The 17,578-nt window shown below is 73.8% G+C and carries 17 protein-coding genes; 10 read left to right on the forward strand and 7 right to left on the reverse strand.

Going from position 1 to position 17,578, the window contains the following annotated elements:
• Positions 1–26: 26 nt before the first annotated feature.
• Genes ACFZDL_RS32035 through paaA form a run of 5 tightly spaced genes read right to left on the reverse strand, consistent with a single transcriptional unit; the run spans position 27 to position 3,574 of the window.
• Positions 27–1,136 carry a 2Fe-2S iron-sulfur cluster-binding protein gene (locus ACFZDL_RS32035; RefSeq protein WP_353594800.1) on the reverse strand — a complete coding sequence of 370 codons (1,110 nt, stop codon included), beginning with the start codon at positions 1,134–1,136 and terminating at the stop codon, positions 27–29.
• On the reverse strand, positions 1,136–1,639 hold the full coding sequence (gene paaD, locus ACFZDL_RS32040) for a 1,2-phenylacetyl-CoA epoxidase subunit PaaD (RefSeq protein ID WP_353594799.1): 504 nt from the start codon (positions 1,637–1,639) through the stop codon (positions 1,136–1,138). Before paaD ends, ACFZDL_RS32035 begins: the two co-directional genes overlap by 1 nt.
• Positions 1,633–2,334, reverse strand: a complete 702-nt coding sequence (gene paaC, locus ACFZDL_RS32045; protein ID WP_353594798.1) for a 1,2-phenylacetyl-CoA epoxidase subunit PaaC — start codon at positions 2,332–2,334, stop codon at positions 1,633–1,635. The genes paaD and paaC overlap by 7 nt, the downstream gene beginning before the upstream one ends.
• Positions 2,331–2,627, reverse strand: a complete 297-nt coding sequence (gene paaB / locus ACFZDL_RS32050; protein WP_353594797.1) for a 1,2-phenylacetyl-CoA epoxidase subunit PaaB — start codon at positions 2,625–2,627, stop codon at positions 2,331–2,333. Before paaB ends, paaC begins: the two co-directional genes overlap by 4 nt.
• Positions 2,624–3,574, reverse strand: a complete 951-nt coding sequence (gene paaA, locus ACFZDL_RS32055; RefSeq protein WP_353594796.1) for a 1,2-phenylacetyl-CoA epoxidase subunit PaaA — start codon at positions 3,572–3,574, stop codon at positions 2,624–2,626. Before paaA ends, paaB begins: the two co-directional genes overlap by 4 nt.
• Before the next feature lie 225 nt (positions 3,575–3,799).
• Here paaA and ACFZDL_RS32060 point away from each other — a divergent pair, with 225 nt between their 5' ends.
• Genes ACFZDL_RS32060 through ACFZDL_RS32070 form a run of 3 tightly spaced genes read left to right on the forward strand, consistent with a single transcriptional unit; the run spans position 3,800 to position 6,600 of the window.
• On the forward strand, positions 3,800–4,519 hold the full coding sequence (locus ACFZDL_RS32060; protein WP_353594795.1) for a DUF5819 family protein: 720 nt from the start codon (positions 3,800–3,802) through the stop codon (positions 4,517–4,519).
• Positions 4,516–5,820 (forward strand): HTTM domain-containing protein, encoded by a 1,305-nt coding sequence (locus ACFZDL_RS32065; RefSeq protein WP_353594794.1) that lies wholly within the window; start codon positions 4,516–4,518, stop codon positions 5,818–5,820. Before ACFZDL_RS32060 ends, ACFZDL_RS32065 begins: the two co-directional genes overlap by 4 nt.
• A 9-nt stretch (positions 5,821–5,829) precedes the next feature.
• Entirely contained in the window at positions 5,830–6,600 is a 771-nt protein-coding gene (locus ACFZDL_RS32070; RefSeq protein WP_353594793.1) for an RNA methyltransferase, read from the forward strand.
• Positions 6,601–6,630: 30 nt separating this feature from the next.
• On the opposite strand, the gene paaN is transcribed toward ACFZDL_RS32070, so the two are convergent.
• Positions 6,631–8,352: a phenylacetic acid degradation protein PaaN gene (paaN, locus tag ACFZDL_RS32075; RefSeq protein WP_353594792.1), complete on the reverse strand. Its 1,722-nt coding sequence runs from the start codon at positions 8,350–8,352 to the stop codon at positions 6,631–6,633.
• 143 nt (positions 8,353–8,495) lie between these two features.
• Here paaN and ACFZDL_RS32080 point away from each other — a divergent pair, with 143 nt between their 5' ends.
• Positions 8,496–10,046, forward strand: coding sequence for a 3-hydroxyacyl-CoA dehydrogenase (locus tag ACFZDL_RS32080; RefSeq protein WP_353594791.1), 1,551 nt, complete (start codon positions 8,496–8,498; stop codon positions 10,044–10,046).
• On the forward strand, positions 10,043–10,630 hold the full coding sequence (locus tag ACFZDL_RS32085) for a TetR/AcrR family transcriptional regulator (RefSeq protein ID WP_353594790.1): 588 nt from the start codon (positions 10,043–10,045) through the stop codon (positions 10,628–10,630). Before ACFZDL_RS32080 ends, ACFZDL_RS32085 begins: the two co-directional genes overlap by 4 nt.
• A 51-nt stretch (positions 10,631–10,681) precedes the next feature.
• Here the strand turns inward: ACFZDL_RS32085 and ACFZDL_RS32090 are convergent, their stop codons facing one another.
• Complete coding sequence (locus ACFZDL_RS32090) at positions 10,682–11,173, reverse strand: Lrp/AsnC family transcriptional regulator (RefSeq protein ID WP_353594789.1); 492 nt, start codon at positions 11,171–11,173, stop codon at positions 10,682–10,684.
• Between the two features lie 166 nt (positions 11,174–11,339).
• Between ACFZDL_RS32090 and pdhA the strand changes: the two genes are divergently transcribed.
• The 5 genes from pdhA to ACFZDL_RS32115 are packed head-to-tail and all read left to right on the forward strand — an operon-like array spanning position 11,340 to position 17,569.
• Entirely contained in the window at positions 11,340–12,470 is a 1,131-nt protein-coding gene (gene pdhA, locus ACFZDL_RS32095) for a pyruvate dehydrogenase (acetyl-transferring) E1 component subunit alpha (RefSeq protein WP_353594788.1), read from the forward strand.
• Positions 12,467–13,498 carry an alpha-ketoacid dehydrogenase subunit beta gene (locus ACFZDL_RS32100; protein WP_353594787.1) on the forward strand — a complete coding sequence of 344 codons (1,032 nt, stop codon included), beginning with the start codon at positions 12,467–12,469 and terminating at the stop codon, positions 13,496–13,498. Before pdhA ends, ACFZDL_RS32100 begins: the two co-directional genes overlap by 4 nt.
• Positions 13,498–14,985, forward strand: a complete 1,488-nt coding sequence (locus ACFZDL_RS32105; RefSeq protein WP_353594836.1) for a dihydrolipoamide acetyltransferase family protein — start codon at positions 13,498–13,500, stop codon at positions 14,983–14,985. The genes ACFZDL_RS32100 and ACFZDL_RS32105 overlap by 1 nt, the downstream gene beginning before the upstream one ends.
• Before the next feature lie 50 nt (positions 14,986–15,035).
• Positions 15,036–15,866: an NTP transferase domain-containing protein gene (locus ACFZDL_RS32110; protein ID WP_353594786.1), complete on the forward strand. Its 831-nt coding sequence runs from the start codon at positions 15,036–15,038 to the stop codon at positions 15,864–15,866.
• Positions 15,863–17,569: a molybdopterin-binding protein gene (locus ACFZDL_RS32115; RefSeq protein WP_353594785.1), complete on the forward strand. Its 1,707-nt coding sequence runs from the start codon at positions 15,863–15,865 to the stop codon at positions 17,567–17,569. Before ACFZDL_RS32110 ends, ACFZDL_RS32115 begins: the two co-directional genes overlap by 4 nt.
• Positions 17,570–17,578: the final 9 nt, after the last annotated feature.

Here is a 17,578-nt window from a genome sequence, read left to right on the forward strand (position 1 = left end):
GCGTTGTCGCGCCGGCCCGCGGAGGTTCAGCGGTCGAAGTCCAGCTCCACGCGCTCGCCGACCGGGTGCGACTGGCAGGACAGCACATAACCGGCCGCCACCTCATCGGGCTCCAGCGCGAAGTTCCGGTCCATCCGCACCTCGCCCGAGACCAGGAACGCCCGGCAGGTCCCGCAGACCCCGCCCTTGCAGGCGTAGGGCGCGTCCGGGCGGTTGCGCTCCACGGCCTCCAGCAGCGATTCGCCCTCCCGCACCGGCCAGGTGCCCGACCGGCCGTCCAGGGTCGCCGTGACCGTGGAGCGGGACGGGGCGGCGGCCGGGCTCGGCCCCGCGGGGACGGCCTCGCTGTCCCCGGCGTCCACATGGAAGATCTCCTGGTGGACACGGCGGCGGGCGACGCCGAGGGCGCGCAGCGCCCGCTCGGCCCCGCGCACCATCCCGTACGGCCCGCACAGGAACCAGCCGTCCACCGACTCCACCGGCAGCAGCGCCGGCAGCAGCCCGGTCAGCCGCTCCTCGTCGAGCCGCCCGGAGACCGGCCCGGCCTGTCGCTCCTCCCGGGACAGGACGCTCACCAGCTGGAACCGGCCGGGCCAGCGGTCTTTCAGATCGGCGACCTCCTCCAGGAACATCGTGGAGGCGGTGGTGCGGTCACCGCGGATCAGACAGAAGCGGGCCTCGGGCTCGCGGGCGAGCAGTGTCGCGGCGATGGACAGGACGGGGGTGATGCCGCTGCCGCCGACCACGGCGGCGAAGTGGCCGGGCCTGGGGTCCAGTACGAACCGGCCGGCCGGGGCCATCACCTCCACGACCTCGCCGACCGCCAGCTCCTTGAGGGCATAGGTCGAGAACTCGCCGCCCTCGACCAGCCGCACCCCGACCCGCAGGGCCGAGGGACCCTCGGGCGCCAGGGCCGGTGTGCAGATCGAGTAGGTCCGCCGTATCTGGGCGCCGTCGGCGAACCGCCGCACCGCGATGTGCTGCCCGGGGGAGAAACGGAAGGTCTCGCGCAGCGCGGGCGGGACCTGGAGGGTGACGGCCACCGAGTCGTCGGTGAGCCGGTCGACCGCGATCACCCGCAGCGGATGGAAGGCGCCGTGGCGGGGCACGGGCGCCGCCACGCCTTCGGCGGCCATCACAACTCCTTGAAGTGGTCGAAGGGTTCGCGGCAGGTCTCGCAGCGGCGCAGCGCCTTGCAGGCGGTGGAGGAGAAGCGGCTGAGCAGTTTGGTGTCGGTCGATCCGCAGTGCGGGCAGCGCACCGCCAGGTCGACGGCGACCGGCCCGCCCTCCGCGCGGGGGCCGGGCGGCGCGATGCCGGACTCGGCCAGCTTGCGGCGGCCTTCCGCGCTGATCTCGTCGGTCGACCAGGGCGGGGACAGGACGGTGCGGACCGTCACCTCGGGTATGCCGTGGTCGTGCAGCACCCGCTCGATGTCCGCGGCCATCGACTCCAGCGCGGGACAGCCGGTGTAGGTGGGGGTCAGCTCGACCTCGACCCGGCCCGGCGCCATGACGCGCAGCGCGCGCACCACACCGAGCTCGGCCAGGGTCACCATGGGCAGCTCCGGGTCCGGCACGGCTCCCGCCAGCTCGCGCAGCCGGGTCTCGAGCGGGGTCGCGGGCGCGGGCGTCACCATGACGCCCCCGGGTGGCTGCGGTGCAGATGCTGCATCTCGGCCAGCATCCGGCCGAACGGCTCGGTGTGGACGCCCTGCCGCCCGGCGCCGGCCGCCCAGGCGCCGCGCCGCGGCCCCTCGGGCACGGCCAGGGTGGCCCGGTCCAGCACGGCCGTCACCCGCGCCAGCCACTCGGCGTGCAGGGCGGTCCAGTCCACCTCGCACCCCTCGACCGGCTCGAACAGCTCGCCGGTGAACCGCCACAGGGCCTCCAGGCCGCGCCGCATCCGCTCATGGCTCTCGGCGGTGCCGTCGCCCAGCCGCAGGGTCCAGTGCTCGGCGTGGTCGCGGTGGTAGGCGACCTCCTTGACCGCCTTGGCGGCCAGCGGGGCGAAGGGGCCGTCGCCGCGCGCCAGCCGGTCGTACAGCAGCTGCTGATAGGTGGAGAAGTACAGCTGGCGGGCGATGGTGTGGGCGAAGTCGCCGTTGGGCTGCTCGACGAGCTGGACATTGCGGAAGGCGCGCTCCTCCCGCAGATAGGCCAGCTCGTCCTCGTCGCCCACGAGGGAGAGCAGCACCCGCGCCTGCCCGAGCAGGTCCAGGGCGATGTTGGCGAGGGCGACCTCCTCCTCCAGCACCGGGGCGTGCCCCGCCCACTCCCCCAGCCGGTGGGAGAGCACCAGAGCGTCGTCGCCGAGGGCGAGTGCGGCGGTCACAGGTGCCGCACCCCCTCGGGGATCTCGTAGAAGGTCGGATGGCGGTAGGGCTTGTCGGCGGCCGGCTCGAAGAAGGGGTCCTTCTCGTCCGGCGAGGAGGCGGTGATCCGGTCGGAGGGCACGACCCAGATGGAGACGCCCTCGGAGCGGCGCGTGTACAGATCGCGGGCGCTGCGCAGGGCCATCTCGGCGTCCGGCGCGTGGAGACTGCCGGCGTGGGTGTGGGACAGGCCGCGCCGGCCGCGCACGAACACTTCCCACAGGGGCCACTCACCGCTGCCGCTGCCGCTCATGCCCCGGCCTCTCCGTGCTTGGCCGCGTACGCCGCGGCCGCCTCGCGCACCCAGGCGCCTTCCTCATGGGCCCGCCGCCGCTGGGACATGCGCTGGGTGTTGCACGGCCCGTTTCCCCGGAGCACTTCGCGGAACTCCTCCCAGTCGATCGGCCCGAAGTCGTAGTGGCCCCGGTCCTCGTTCCACCTCAGGTCGGGGTCGGGGAGGGTCAGGCCGAGCGCTTCGGCCTGCGGGACGCAGATGTCGACGAAGCGCTGGCGCAGCTCGTCGTTCGAATGGCGCTTGATCTTCCAGGCCATGGACTGGGCGGAGTGGGCCGACGCCTCGTCCGGCGGGCCGAACATCATCAGTGAGGGCCACCACCAGCGGTCCACCGCGTCCTGCGCCATCGCGCGCTGCGCCTTTGTGCCCCGGCTCAGGGCGAGCAGCAGCTCGAATCCCTGGCGCTGGTGGAAGGACTCCTCCTTGCAGATCCGGACCATCGCCCGCGCGTACGGCCCGTAGGAGCAGCGGCACAGCGGCACCTGGTTGGTGATCGCCGCGCCGTCCACCAGCCAGCCGATGGCGCCCACGTCGGCCCAGGTGAGCGTGGGGTAGTTGAAGATCGAGGAGTACTTCTGGCGGCCGGAGTGGAGCCTGTCGAGCAGCTCGTCGCGGCTGGTGCCCAGGGTCTCGGCGGCGCTGTAGAGATACAGGCCGTGTCCCGCCTCGTCCTGGACCTTGGCCATGAGGATGGCCTTGCGGCGCAGGGAGGGCGCCCGGCTGATCCAGTTGGCCTCCGGCTGCATGCCGATGATCTCGGAATGTGCGTGCTGGGCTATCTGTCTCACCAGCGAGGCGCGGTATTCGTCGGGCATCCAGTCACGGGGCTCGATGCGCTCGTCCGCGGCCAGGGCGGCGTCGAACACCGTCTGATACGCGTCCGCTTCAGCCGCCATCGTCGTCATGCGAAGCCCCTTCGCCGTCCCGCCGGGCTGCTTCCCGACCCAACCGACCGATCGTTCGGTTCAATGGTGTGTCGGGGGAACGTGGGGTGTCAAGCCTGTGGATAACTCCGGGGCGCTGTGCCCTTCGCGCGCTCATCGGTACCGTTCCGGGGCGTAAGGGCCGCGGAAGGCGCGGAGAGCGCGGCGGCGCGGCGCGCGGCCGGGGACCACGGGAGCGGGGCGGGAATGGCGGATACGGGGCACGCGGTGAAGGAAGGGGAGAAAGGGGATACGGGGGGCGGGGGTGAGAAGGGGGAGAGGGAGGCAGAAGCGGGGAGTCCGCTGTCGCTGCCCTCGCAGCTCGTCGTGGCGGTGGGCCTCGCGGTGACCGTGGCCGCCGTGGCCGTGCACCTCGGAATGGCCTTCCTGAACGTCTCCCCGCCCAACACGGTCAGCAAGCAGCACAGCCAGGCGATAGACGACTACATATATCCAGAATTCGAACGGAACTGGAAACTCTTCGCTCCGAACCCCCTGCAGCAGAATGTCGCCGTGCAGGTGCGCGCCGAGATCCGCACCCCCGAGGGTGGCACCGCGACCACCGGGTGGCGAGATCTGTCGGCCCAGGACGGCGCGGCCATCAGGCACAACCCGCTGCCCAGCCACACCCAGCAGAACCAGCTGCGCCGCGCCTGGGACTTCTACCTCCTCTCGCATGACGCCCAGGAGCGGCCGAACGGGCTGCGCGGACAGCTCTCGACGCAGTATCTGCGCCGGCTCGCGATGCTCCGCCTGGGCCAGAAGGTGGACGGTGGCACGGTGCAGCGGATCCAGCTGCGCTCGGTCACCCGGCAGCTGGCCGCCCCGTCATGGAGCGAGGAGAAGACCGACACCCGGCCCATCCGCCGTGAGCTGCCCTGGTGGACGGTCACCGCCGACGACCTGCCGGAGGCGAAGCGCCGGTGACGACTCCAGCCCTCCCGCCACAGCCGCCACAGCCGCCGCTGCCCCCGCACCCTCCCCGCCCCGCCCTGCCCCCGGCGCCGCCCCGCTCCAAGGCCGTCGCCCGCATCGAGGCCACTGTCATCCGTGCCCACGGCCGCGTCACCGGATCGGCGCTCGCCCCATACCAGACCGCCGTGGTGCGCATCGGCTTCTCCTTCACCTGGCTGCTGTTCCTGCTGCGCGAATGGCCCCACCGCCAGGAGCTGTACGGGCCCGAGGGCCCGTGGAGCTGGGAGATGGCCCACCAGCTCATCGAGGGCAACGGCGCCTTCAGCGCGCTCATGTGGTCCGACAGCGACCTGTGGTTCGACACCGTCTACGCCCTCGCCGTCGTCTCCAGCGCGCTGCTCCTGCTCGGCTGGCGGACCCGCACCATGTCCGTGCTGTTCATGCTCGGCGTGATCTCCCTGCAGAACCGCAGCGTCTTCGTGGGGGACGGCGGCGACAACGTCATCCACCTGGTGGCGATGTATCTGACGCTGACCCGGTGCGGACAGGTGTGGTCCCTGGACGCCCGCCGCGCGGCGCGGCGCGGGCCCGGGGCGCCGCTGCCGCGCGACGTCACCGGGATCGCGCTGTGGGCGCTGGCCGGGGCGGCCCTGCTCTGGGCGCAGCTGAACCCCTCGGCCCGCCTCGACTGGTCGGCCCACGGCCCGCTCCCCGGCGTCGGCTGGGCCACGGCGCTGTGGGGGGTGTGGGCGGTCCACGGCGCCTGGTGGCTCGTCCGGCGCTACGCCCCCGGGGAGCCGCGCACCCTCCTGGACATCCTCGCCAACCTCGCGCACAACGGCGCGGTGCTGGTGATCATGGCCGAGGTCTGTCTGCTGTACGCCTCCGCCGGCTGGTACAAGGTCCAGGGCTCGCGCTGGCAGGACGGCACCGCGCTCTACTACCCGCTGCACCTGGACTACTTCTCGCCCTGGCCCGTGCTGGCGGATCTGCTGGCCGGCAGCGGCCTCCTGGTCATGGCACTCACCTACGGCACCGTCATCGTGCAGGTCGCCTTCCCCTTCACGCTGCTGAACCGGCGGGTCAAGAACGTGATGCTGGTCCTGCTGGTGCTGGAGCACCTGGGGATCGCGGTCCTGCTGGGGCTGCCGTTCTTCTCCCTGGCCATGATCGCGGCGGACGCGATCTTCCTTCCGACGAACTTCCTGCGCTGGGTCGGAAGGCGGGCGGACACGGCCCGCGACCGCGCCCGCGCGCGGACGGCCCGGCTGCCGCGACAGCGGACGGGGGAGACCGCCGCGGGCCGACCGTAGGCTGTGGGCATGGGTGATGACGAGGCCGTGACGGCCGTGCGGCGGTGGCGCGAGGCCGCTGCCGGGACCGTGCTGCTGGATGGCTTCCATGCGCTGAAGCACGCGCTCCGGTTCGGCGCGGAGGTGCGGATCGCGGTCACGAGTGACAAGGCCGCCGCGCTCGCTCTCGCGGACGACCTGGCCTCGGATCTGACCGAGATGATCGAGAAGCGCCTCGTCGAGGTGCCGGCCCGGACGCTGCGCGACCTTGTGCCCAGGGTCCACCCGACGGGGGTGGCCGCGCTGGCGGTCAGGCGGGATCGGCGGGGGAACCTGGACGAGTTGACGAGGCCGTCCAGGTCGGCGCCGGTCGTGGTGCTGGACAACCCGCGCAACCTGGGGAACGTGGGGGCCGTGGTGCGGCTCGCCGCCGGGTTCGGGGTCGCGGGGGTGGTCACCACCGGCGATATCGACCCCTGGCATCCGAACGCCGTCCGGTCGGGGGCGGGGCTGCACTTCGCCACCGCCGTGGAGCGGCTGGCGGGCGATGACCTTCCGCCGGGGCCGCTGTACGCCCTGGACCCGGAGGGGGAGGACATCCGGTCCGTGGCCATCCCCGATGACGCGCTGCTCGCGTTCGGATCCGAGCGGCACGGGATCTCGCCGGAGGTGCGCAAGCGGGCCACCAGGCTGGTGGCCCTCCCCATGCGGCCTCAGGTGTCCAGCTACAACCTGGCCACCAGTGTCGCCATGGCGCTGTTCCACTGGGGAGGGCCGGCCCAGGCGCCGGTGAGCGGCTGAGCGAGCGCGGCGAGGAAGCCCCGAGCGGCGCTACAGCGGGCGGCGGACCTCGACCATGCGGAAGCGGGAGGCCACGAACGCCGCATCGCACAAGGTGGCGTTGGCCGAGGGGTTGCCGCCCGTGCCGTGGAAGTCCGAGAAGGCCGCGGTCTGGTTGACGTAGACCCCGCCGGTCAGGTTCAGCGACAGCTGGGCGCACTCCTCCAGACAGGCCTCCTCAAGCAGCCGCTCGGCGTCCGGTGAGGTGGTGTACGCGCCGACGGTCATCGCGCCCTTCTCGCGGATGGCGCGGCGCAGCAGGTCGACCGCGTCCGCCGTGGAGTCCATGGCCACGGCGAAGGACACCGGGCCGAAGCATTCGGAGAGGTAGGGCGCCTCCGCGTCGGCCGCCTCCCAGAACTTCCGGGCGCCGTCGGCCTTGACGATCACGGGGGTGCGGACCGTGGCGTCGGGGAAGTCGGGGTGGGTCACCGGGCGGGAGGCCAGGGCGGTCGCGCCGAGGCCGGGGGCGGCCTCCAGCCGCTCCTTGACCCCGGGGTTCACGATCGCGCCGAGCAGGGCGCTCGCCCGCGCGTCGTCGCCCAGCAGCCGCTCGACGGCCGCCGCCAGGTCGGCGACCACCTCGTCGTACGACTTGGGGCCGGTGTCCGTGGCGATGCCGTCCCGGGGGATGAGCAGGTTCTGCGGGGTGGTGCACATCTGGCCGCAGTACAGGGACAGGGAGAAGGCCAGATTGTCCAGCATGCCCTGGTAGTCGTCGGTGGAGTCGATCACGACCGTGTTGACCCCGGCCTTCTCGGTGAAGACCTGGGCCTGGCGGGCGTGGCTCTCCAGCCAGTCGCCGAAGGCGGTGGAGCCCGTGTAGTCGATGACGCGGATCTCGGGGCGCACGGCGAGGACCTTGGCCAGGCCCTCGTCCGGGTGCTCCGCGGCCAGGGCCACCAGATTGGGGTCGAAGCCGGCCTCCCGCAGCACCTCGCGCGCCACCCGGACGGTCAGGGCCAGCGGCAGCACGGCCCGGGGGTGTGGTTTGACCAATACCGCGTTGCCAGTCGCCAGGGAGGCGAACAGGCCCGGGTAGCCGTTCCACGTCGGGAACGTGTTGCACCCGATGACCAGGGCGATGCCGCGGGGGACGGCCGTGAAGGTCTTGCGCAGCCGCAGCGGGTCGCGCTTGCCCTGCGGCTTGGTCCACTCGGCGGTGGCGGGGGTGCGCGTCTGCTCCGCGAAGGCATGGGCCACCGCCTCCAGGCCGCGGTCCTGGGCGTGTGGCCCGCCGGCCTGGAACGCCATCAGATACGCCTGCCCGCTGGTGTGCATGACGGTATGGGCGAACTCATGCGAGCGGGCGCTGATCCGGGCCAGGATCTCCAGGCAGACCACGGCGCGCGCCTCGGGACCCGCGTCCCGCCAGGCCGGCATCCCGGCCCGCATCGCCGGGAGCAGCACCTCGATGTCCGGGTGGGGGTACTCCACCCCCAGCTCGATGCCGTACGGCGAGGTCTCGGTGGCGGTCCAGCCGTCCGTACCGGGCTGGTCCAGCTCGAAGCGCCGGCCGCGGAGCCCGTCGAAGGCCGCTTGGCCCTCGGCGGGGCTCAGGCTCTCCCGCCCGCCGGCGTCGGCCCCTCCGTAAGCCTTCGGGTGCTCGGGGTGCGGCGACCAGTACACACGGGTACGGATGGCCTCCAGGGCCTGGTCGAGGGTGGGGCGGTGCTGCTCGGTCAACTGCGCTGTGGTGAGTCCGGCGGTCACGACTGACCAACTCCTCGTCGAGCTGGGATTGAGCTGAGCGGGAGACGACGGCCTGGCCGTCAGAGTTAGAGTAACCGAACGATCGGTCGGGACAAGAGGGCCTGGCGCACCTGTGGATAACTTCGTCCGAGAGGATCAGCGGCATGACTGCGATCGACCGGAGGATCGACCCCGCCGGCACCGTGGCCGTGGTCGGCACCGGCACCATGGGCCAGGGAATCGCGCAGGTCGCGCTGGTCGCGGGGCACCCCGTACGGCTCTATGACGCCGCCCCCGGCCGCGCCGCGCAGGCCGCCGACGCCATTGCCGCCCGCCTGGAGCGGCTGGTCGACAAGGGCCGGCTCGCCCCCGCCGCCCGGGACGCCGCCCTGGGCCGGCTCGCCCCGGTCGCCGGGCTCGCCGGACTCGCGGACGCCGAGCTGGCGATCGAGGCGATCCTGGAGGACCTGGGCGCCAAGCAGCAGCTGTTCACCGCCCTGGAATCCGTCGTCTCGGACGGCTGTCTGCTCGCCACCAACACCTCCTCGCTGTCCGTCACCGCCGTCGCGGGCGCCCTGCGACGGCCCGGCCGCCTCCTGGGCCTGCACTTCTTCAACCCCGCGCCGCTGCTGCCGCTGGTTGAGGTGGTCCGCGGCTTCGCCACGGACCAGGCCGCCGCCGACCGGGCGTACGAGACCGTCGCGGCCTGGGGCAAGACCCCGGTGCGCTGCGCCGACACCCCCGGTTTCATCGTCAATCGGATCGCCCGCCCCTTCTACGCCGAGGCCCTGTGCGTCCACGAGGAGGGCGCCGCCGACCCGGCCACGATCGACGCCGTGCTGCGCGAGTGCGGCGGGTTCGCGATGGGCCCGTTCGAGCTGACCGACCTGATCGGACAGGACGTGAACGAGGCCGTCACCCGGTCCGTGTGGGGCGCGATGTTCCACGACCCGAAGTTCACCCCGTCCCTCGCCCAGCGGAGGCTCGTCGACGCGGGACTGCACGGGCGAAAGTCGGGCCGGGGCTGGTACGACTACGCCGAGGGCGCGCCGCTCCCCGAGCCGCACACCGCGGAGCCGTGCCGGGCCCCGGAGAAGGTCACGGTCCACGGGGGAGGGCCGGGATGGGGACCGGCGCGGGAGCTGCCGCGTCTGATCGAGGAGGCCGGCATCACGGTCACCAGGGAGGACCCGCCCGGCGACGCCCCGCCCGGAGGCTTCATCGCCCTGCCCGACGGCACCCGTCTGACCCTCACCGACGGCTCGTCGGCCACCGTCGGCTCCCCCGTCCCGTGCATCCGGTTCGACCTGGCGCTGGACTACCGCACCGCCACCCGGATCGCCCTCGCCCCGGGCGAGACCGTCTCCCCCGAGGCGCTGCGGGCCGCGACCGGGCTCTTCCAGGCGCTCGGGAAGCAGGTCAGCGTCATCCAGGATGTCCCCGGCATGATCGTGGCCCGCACGGTCGCGATGCTCGCCGACTTCGCCATGGACGCCGTCGCGCGCGGGGTGGCGAGCCCGGAGGACACGGACACCGCGATGCGGCTGGGGGTGAACTACCCCCTCGGACCGCTGCGTTGGGGGAGCGAGGTCGGCGCGCGCTGGGTGCGCGACATCCTGTTGAATCTTCATCAGGCCTATCCCACCGGCCGCTATGCCCCGTCCCAACCGCTGATGCGGCGCGCCGCCGCCGAAGTAGAACAGTTCTCATCATGACCATGCCGAAGCGCGACACCTACACCCCTGAATCGCTGCTCGCGGTCGCCGTGGAGGTGTTCAACGAGCGCGGCTACGACGGCACCTCCATGGAGCATCTCTCGCGCGCCGCCGGGATCTCCAAGTCGTCGATCTACCACCACGTCAAAGGCAAGGAAGAGCTGCTGCGGCTGGCCATAAGCCGCGCCCTCGACGGTCTGTTCGGCATCCTCCAGGAGCCGGGCGCGCGCGACGGGCGGGCGGTCGAGCGGGTGGAGCACGTGACCCGGCGCACCACCGAGGTGCTGATGGCGGAGCTGCCGTACGTCACCCTGCTGCTGCGCGTGCGGGGGAACACGGACACCGAGCGGTGGGCCATGGCCCGGCGGCGGGATTTCGACCACCAGGTCGCCGAACTGGTCAAGCAGGCCGTGGCGGACGGGGACCTGCGGGCGGACGTGGACGCCCGGCTGGCGACCCGGCTGCTCTTCGGCATGATCAATTCGATTGTGGAGTGGTACCGGCCGGGCCGGGGCGGGGCCGCGACCACGGACGAGGTGGCCGACGCGGTGGTCCGCACGGCGTTCGCGGGCCTGCGTGTCTGAGGCCCTCGCCCAGGGGGCACCTCCCAGCGGTAGCTGGGGGAGAACCGAGCCTCAAAAGAGATCAGAGTCGAGGTCGGTCTCCTCGAAGACCAGCAGCGTCCGCGTGCTCAGCACCTCCGGTATGGCCTGGATACGGGTGAGGACCAGCTCCCGCAGTGAGCGGTTGTCCTCCGTGTGGACCAGCAGCAGCACATCGAAATCCCCGCTGACCAGCGCGATATGAGCGGCGCCCGGAAGCTGTCTGAGCTGTTCGCGGACCGTGCGCCACGAGTTCTGCACGATCTTCAGCGTGATGTACGCCGACGCGCCCTGCCCGGCCCGCTCCTGGTCCACCCGGGCGCTGAAGCCGCGGATCACCCCGTCGTCGATGAGGCGGTTGATGCGGGCGTAGGCGTTGGCGCGCGAGACGTGCACCCGCTCGGCCACGGAGCGTATCGAGGCGCGGCCGTCCGCCCGGAGCATGCGCAGGATGTCCCGGTCGATCGGGTCCAGGGGACGGGCGGGGGGCTTGTCGTCCGGATTGGCCATCTGTTCGCCCCGCATACCGCCCCGCCTCCCCTTCATGGACGTCCTGGCCACATCTCATGCCGTGCTGAACCGTTTGTCCACAGGCTGAGGGCGCCTGTAGCCAAAATGCGTCATCGACCGAACAATCGGTAGGGAGGGGGCTGCCCGCCCCACCAGCTCTCTGCCCGCAGGAGGTCGTGCCATGACGGTCCTTGAGCAGCCCGGTGCCTATCGGCCCACTCCCACGCCCGCCTGGCGGCCGCGGGTCGACGCCGCGCCGCTGCTGCCCGACGCGGAGCCGTACCGCCTGCTGGGCACCGATGCCGCGGCCGATGTCGACCCGGCCCTGCTGACCCGGCTCTACGGGGAGCTGGTGCGCGGCCGCCGGTACAACACGCAGGCCACCGCCCTGACCCGGCAGGGCCGGCTCGCCGTCTATCCCTCCTCCACCGGGCAGGAGGCCTGCCAGGTCGCCGCCGGGCTTGTGCTGCGCGAGCAGGACTGGCTCTTCCCCAGCTACCGCGACACCCTGGCCGCCGTCGTCCGCGGGCTTGACCCGGTGCACGCCCTCACCCTGCTGCGCGGCGACTGGCACTCCGGCTACGACCCGCGCGACCACCGGGTGGCCCCGCTGTGCACCCCGCTGGCCACCCAGCTGCCGCATGCGGTCGGCCTGGCGCACGCCGCCCGCCTCAAGGGTGACGATGTGGTGGCGCTCGCCCTGGTCGGCGACGGCGGCACCAGCGAGGGCGACTTCCACGAGGCGCTGAACTTCGCGGCGGTGTGGCGGGCCCCCGTCGTCTTCCTCATCCAGAACAACGGCTTCGCGATCTCCGTCCCGCTCGCCAAGCAGACCGCCGCCCCCTCCCTCGCCCACAAGGCCGTCGGATACGGCATGCCCGGCCGGCTGGTCGACGGAAACGACGCGGTGGCCGTGCACCAGGTCCTGGGCGAGGCCGTCCGCCGGGCGCGCGCGGGCGGCGGCCCCACCCTGGTGGAAGCCGTCACCTACCGCCTCGAGGCCCACACCAACGCCGACGACGCCACCCGCTACCGCTCGGACGCCGAGGTCGAGGCCTGGCGCGCCCACGACCCCATCACCCTGCTGGAAGAGGCGATGCGCGACCGCGGCCTGCTCGACGACCAGGCCGTACAGGCCGCGCGCGACGCCGCCGAGCGGCTGGCCGCCGATCTGCGGACGCGGATGCACCAGGACCCGGTCCTCGATCCGATGGACCTCTTCGAGGAGGTCTACGCGGAGAAGACCGGCCAGCTGCGCGAGCAGGCGGACCTGCTGCGCGCGGAGCTCGCCGCGGAGGAGGGCGAGCGATGACGACGACCGCGGTCAAGCCCGCCACCATGGCCCAGGCCCTGGGCCGCGCGCTGCGCGACGCGATGGCCGCCGACCCGGCCGTGCACGTCCTCGGCGAGGACGTGGGCACGCTGGGCGGCGTCTTCCGGATCACCGACGGGCTCGCCGAGGAGTTCGGCGACGACCGCTGCACGGACACCCCGCTCGCCGAGGCGGGCATCCTCGGCACCGCCGTCGGCATGGCCATGTACGGGCTGCGGCCCGTCGTCGAGATGCAGTTCGACGCCTTCGCGTATCCGTCCTTCGAGCAGCTCGTCAGCCATGTCTCCCGGATGCGCAACCGCACCCGCGGCGCCCTGCCGATGCCCATCACCGTGCGGGTGCCCTACGGCGGCGGCATCGGCGGCGTCGAGCACCACAGCGACTCCTCCGAGGCCTATTACATGGCGACGCCCGGCCTCCATGTGGTCGCCCCGGCCACCGTCGCCGACGCGTACGGGCTGCTGCGCGCCGCCATCGCCTCCGACGACCCGGTCGTCTTCCTCGAACCCAAGCGGCTGTACTGGTCCAAGGCCGCATGGTCCCCCGACCACCCCGAGGAGGTCGCCCCCATCGGCCGCGCCGTGGTGCGGCGCCCGGCCACCGGCGGGCGGACCGCCACCCTCATCTCGTACGGGCCCTCGGTGCCCGTCTGTCTGGAGGCCGCCGAGGCGGCCTCGGCGGAGGGCTGGGACCTGGAGGTCGTCGATCTGCGGTCGCTGGTGCCCTTCGACGACGAGACGGTGTGCGCCTCCGTGCGCCGGACCGGTCGGGCCGTCGTCGTCCACGAGTCCACGGGCTTCGGCGGCCCCGGCGGGGAGATCGCAGCCCGGATCACCGAGCGCTGTTTCCACCACCTGGAGGCGCCGGTGCTGCGCGTCGCCGGATTCGACATCCCCTACCCGCCGCCGATGCTGGAGCGGCACCATCTGCCCGGCGTGGACCGGGTGCTGGACGCGGTGGCCCGGCTCCAGTGGGAGTCGGAGTGGACCGAGGGGAGGGCGGTGTGATGGCGGAGGTGCGCGAGTTCACCCTGCCCGATCTGGGCGAGGGGCTGACCGGGGCGGAGATCGTGCGCTGGCTGGTGGAGGTCGGCGATGTCGTCGCGGTCGACCAGCCGGTCGTGGAGGTCGAGACCGCCAAGGCCATGGTGGATGTGCCCTGCCCGTACGGCGGGGTGGTGACCGCCCGCTTCGGCGAGGAGGGCACCGAACTGCCGGTCGGCGCGCCGCTGCTGACGGTCGCCGTGCCGACCGCCGAGGGCGGGGCTCCGGCTGCGGGAGGCGGGGCGTCGGCGGTTGACGGCAGGTCTCCGGCCGGCGGGGGTGGCGCCTCGGCGGTTGACGGCAGGTCTCCGGCTGCCGAGGGCGGGTCCGGCAATGTGCTGGTCGGCTATGGCACCGCGGCTCCGGCCGCCCGGCGCCGCCGCGTCCGCGCGGCCGCCCCGCCGGCCCCGGCCTCCGGCGCGGCCGAGGGCCTTGCCGGGGGTCTTGCCGAGGGTCTTGCCGGGGGCCCCGCGCCGACGCCGACCCCCGGCCCGGCCGCCGCGAGCAGCCCGGCCGCCGCGGACAACTCGGTCGCCGCGCGCCCCGTACCGCCCGCGCCCGGGCCCGTCCCCGTCATCTCGCCGCTGGTCCGGCGGCTGGCTCGCGAGCACGGACTGGATCTGCGCGAGCTGCGGGGCTCCGGGCCCGACGGGCTGATCCTGCGCGCGGACGTGAACCAGGCAGTAGAGGCGGCACAGGCCGCAGAGGCGGCACAGGCCGCACCGGCCCCTGCGGCTGTCGCCGCCGGCGCCGCGCGGGCGGCGGCGCCCGAGGCCGACGGGAAGCGCGTCCCGGTGCGGGGCGTGCGCGGCGCCGAGAAGCTGGCCCGCAGCCGGCGGGAGATCCCCGACGCGACCTGCTGGGTGGACGCCGACGCGACCGAACTGCTCGCCGCCCGCGCGGCCATGAACGCGGCGGGGCCCAAGATCTCCCTGCTCGCCCTCCTGGCCCGCATCTGCACGGCGGCCCTCGCGCGCCACCCCGAGCTGAACGCGACCGTCAGCGAGGGCGAGATCACCCGCCGCTCCGATGTCCACCTCGGCTTCGCCGCGCAGACCGACCGAGGCCTGGTGGTCCCCGTGGTGCACGACGCGCATGCGCGGGACACGGCCGGGCTGTCCGCCGAGCTGGCCCGCCTCACCGAGGCCGCCCGCTCCGGCACCCTCACCCCCGCCGAGCTGACCGGGGGCACCTTCACGCTCAACAACTACGGCGTCTTCGGGGTCGACGGCTCGACGCCGATCATCAACCACCCCGAGGCAGCGATGCTCGGCGTCGGCCGGATAGCGGCGAAGCCGTGGGTGCACCAGGACCAGCTGGCCATACGGCAGGTGGTGCAGCTGTCGCTGACCTTCGACCACCGGGTCTGCGACGGCGGCGCCGCGGGCGGCTTCCTGCGCTATGTGGCCGACTGTGTGGAACAGCCGGCGGTCCTGCTGCGGTCCGTGTAGATCAGGGCGGCAGAGGCCGTACTGGGCTGTCACCGGGACATACTCATGGGGTGACGTATGACGCTGTGATCCTGGCCGGAGGGGCCGCCCGGCGGCTGGGCGGGGCCGACAAGCCGGCGCTGCGGGTGGGCGCCCGGCCGCTGCTGGACCGGGTGCTCGGCGCCTGCCGGGGCGCCGAGCGCACCGTCGTCGTCGGCCCGCGCAGACCGACCGAGCGGCCCGTGCACTGGGCCCGCGAGGAGCCGCCGGGCGGCGGGCCGGTCGCCGCCGTCGACGCGGGTCTGCGCAGGACCGCGGCGCCCGTCGTCCTTCTGCTCTCCGCGGATCTGCCGTTCCTCACGGGCGAGACGGTCGGGGCGCTCGTCGAGGGGCTGGGCGAGGCCGAAGGCGTGCTGCTCACCGACGCAGGCGGTCGCGAGCAGCCCCTGGTCGCGGCGTACCGGGCCGAGCCGCTGCGCCGGGAGGTCGCCCTGCTCGCGGCTGAGCACGGCGGTCTAGCCGGGCTGCCCCTGCGGCTGCTCACCGCCGATTTGAAGCTCGTCCGCCTGCATCACCCCATCGCCTCCTTCGACTGCGACACCTGGGAGGACATCACCACTGCCCGCGCACGGATCAGGGAGCATGGACACGTGTTGGACGAATGGATCGCCGCAGTCAAGGCGGAGCTGGGCATCGACCTCGATGTCGACACCGCCGCCCTTCTCGACCTCGCCCGCGACGCCGCGCACGGCGTGGCCAGGCCTGCCGCGCCGCTGACCACCTTTCTCGTCGGTTACGCGGCCGCCCAGCAGGGCGGCGGTCCCGAGGCGCTGGCCGCCGCCACCGGCAAGGCGGCCGCGCTGGCCGCTCGGTGGGCCGAAGAGGCCGAGTCGGCGGGATGACGGACCGGGAGCCCCGCGGCGGCGACGCGCTGGACCGCGAGTTCGACGAGGCCCTGGCGCTGGCGAAGGACCAGGGCACGGGCACGGATCAACGCCGCCCCGAGGCATGGTCCGAGCGCGAGACATGGCCCGGGCGGCCCGGGCAGCCCGAGTCCTGGGACCCCACATCCCACGACCCCACATGCCCTGACCCCACATCCCAGGAGGCGCCATCTCGGCCCCCGGCATCCCAGGGCCGCGCATCCCAGAGCCGCGCACCCGAGGGACGGGCACCCCAGGGCCGCGCACCCGAGGGACGGGCACCCCAGGGCCGGGCGCTTCACGAGCCGCCGTCCCAGGGCCGGGCGCTCCATGACGCGACGTCCGCGGACCCGGTGTTCCCGGACCCGGCACCCCACGGCCCGGCTGCCCAGGATCCGAACCCCACATCCCAGGGCCCGTCATCCCCGGACCCGGCGCCACGCCGCGGGCGCCCCTCCCAGGCCCCCGCCTCCCGCCACCGCCCCGGCACCCCCTGGCCCGACGCCCGCGCGATCGCGGCCCGCGCCCCGCTGAAGGCCGCGTCGCCCCTCTCCCGTCCGCTCCCCGACGCCCTCGGCCATGTCCTGGCCGCCCCCCTCACCGCCCTCACCGACCTGCCGTCCTTCGACACCTCCGCCATGGACGGCTGGGCCCTCGCCGGCCCCGGCCCCTGGCGCCTCCCCGCCGCCGGGCACTCGATCCTGGCCGGCCACGCCGAGACCGACCCGCTCCCCGACGGCCACGCGATCCGCATCGCCACCGGCGCCCGTATCCCGCCCGGCGCCACCGCCGTGCTGCGCACCGAGCACGGCACCGCCGGCGACGGCTGGCTGTACGCCGCCCCCGCCCACCCCGTCACCCCCGGCCAGGACATCCGCCCCCGCGGCCAGGAGTGCCGCAGCGGCGATCTGCTGCTCCCCGCGGGCGCCCTGATCACCCCCGTGATACTGGGTCTGGCCGCCGCCGCCGGGTACGACGAGCTGTCGACCGTGCCCCGGCCCCGCGTCGAGATCCTGGTCCTCGGCGACGAGCTGCTGCGGCAGGGCCTCCCCCACGACGGCCGCATCCGCGACGCGCTCGGCCCGATGCTCGCCCCCTGGCTGCGCGCGCTCGGCGCCGCGCCGCTGGCGACCCGCCGGCTGGCCGATGACGCGGAGGCGCTGTGCGAGGCCGTGGCCGGATCGCCCGCCGATGTCGTCCTGACCACCGGCGGCACGGCCGCGGGCCCCGTCGACCACGTCCACCCCACGCTGCGCCGGCTGGACGCCGAGCTGCTGGTCGACGGGGTGGCGGTGCGCCCAGGTCACCCGATGCTGCTGGCTCGCCTGGCCCCGGACAAGCACCTCGTGGGGCTGCCCGGCAATCCGCTGGCCGCCGTGTCCGGCCTGCTGACCCTCGCCGAGCCGCTGCTGCGGACGCTGGCGGGCCGCCCGGCGCCCGTCCCCTGCCCGGCCCCGCTGGCCGCCGCCGTGCACGGCCATCCGCGCGACACCCGCCTGGTCCCGGTGGTCTTCCGGGGCGACGAGGCGCGTCCGCTCCGCTTCAACGGACCGGCCATGCTGCGCGGCGTCGCCGTCGCGGACGGCCTGGCCGTCATCCCGCCCGGCGGCGCGGGCCGGGGCAGCGACGTCGAGGTGCTGGACCTGCCCTGGTCCACGGCGTGGCCCGGAGCTCAGGAGTAGCCTCGCCGC

Origin of the sequence: Streptomyces sp. NPDC007917 (assembly GCF_042959105.1) — a bacterium.
In the GTDB taxonomy this organism is placed as follows: Bacteria; Actinomycetota; Actinomycetes; order Streptomycetales; family Streptomycetaceae; genus Streptomyces.

What these genes read in the sequence shown, in the direction of transcription:
- ACFZDL_RS32035 (WP_353594800.1), bottom strand. Translation starts at nt 1,136, where the DNA reads ATGGCCGCCGAAGGCGTGGCGGCGCCCGTGCCCCGCCACGGCGCCTTC.
- paaD (WP_353594799.1), bottom strand. Translation starts at nt 1,639, where the DNA reads ATGGTGACGCCCGCGCCCGCGACCCCGCTCGAGACCCGGCTGCGCGAG.
- paaB (WP_353594797.1), bottom strand. Translation starts at nt 2,627, where the DNA reads ATGAGCGGCAGCGGCAGCGGTGAGTGGCCCCTGTGGGAAGTGTTCGTG.
- paaA (WP_353594796.1), bottom strand. Translation starts at nt 3,574, where the DNA reads ATGACGACGATGGCGGCTGAAGCGGACGCGTATCAGACGGTGTTCGAC.
- ACFZDL_RS32060 (WP_353594795.1), top strand. Translation starts at nt 3,800, where the DNA reads ATGGCGGATACGGGGCACGCGGTGAAGGAAGGGGAGAAAGGGGATACG.
- ACFZDL_RS32070 (WP_353594793.1), top strand. Translation starts at nt 5,830, where the DNA reads ATGGGTGATGACGAGGCCGTGACGGCCGTGCGGCGGTGGCGCGAGGCC.
- ACFZDL_RS32080 (WP_353594791.1), top strand. Translation starts at nt 8,496, where the DNA reads ATGACTGCGATCGACCGGAGGATCGACCCCGCCGGCACCGTGGCCGTG.
- ACFZDL_RS32085 (WP_353594790.1), top strand. Translation starts at nt 10,043, where the DNA reads ATGACCATGCCGAAGCGCGACACCTACACCCCTGAATCGCTGCTCGCG.
- ACFZDL_RS32090 (WP_353594789.1), bottom strand. Translation starts at nt 11,173, where the DNA reads ATGCGGGGCGAACAGATGGCCAATCCGGACGACAAGCCCCCCGCCCGT.
- pdhA (WP_353594788.1), top strand. Translation starts at nt 11,340, where the DNA reads ATGACGGTCCTTGAGCAGCCCGGTGCCTATCGGCCCACTCCCACGCCC.
- ACFZDL_RS32100 (WP_353594787.1), top strand. Translation starts at nt 12,467, where the DNA reads ATGACGACGACCGCGGTCAAGCCCGCCACCATGGCCCAGGCCCTGGGC.
- ACFZDL_RS32105 (WP_353594836.1), top strand. Translation starts at nt 13,498, where the DNA reads ATGGCGGAGGTGCGCGAGTTCACCCTGCCCGATCTGGGCGAGGGGCTG.
- ACFZDL_RS32115 (WP_353594785.1), top strand. Translation starts at nt 15,863, where the DNA reads ATGACGGACCGGGAGCCCCGCGGCGGCGACGCGCTGGACCGCGAGTTC.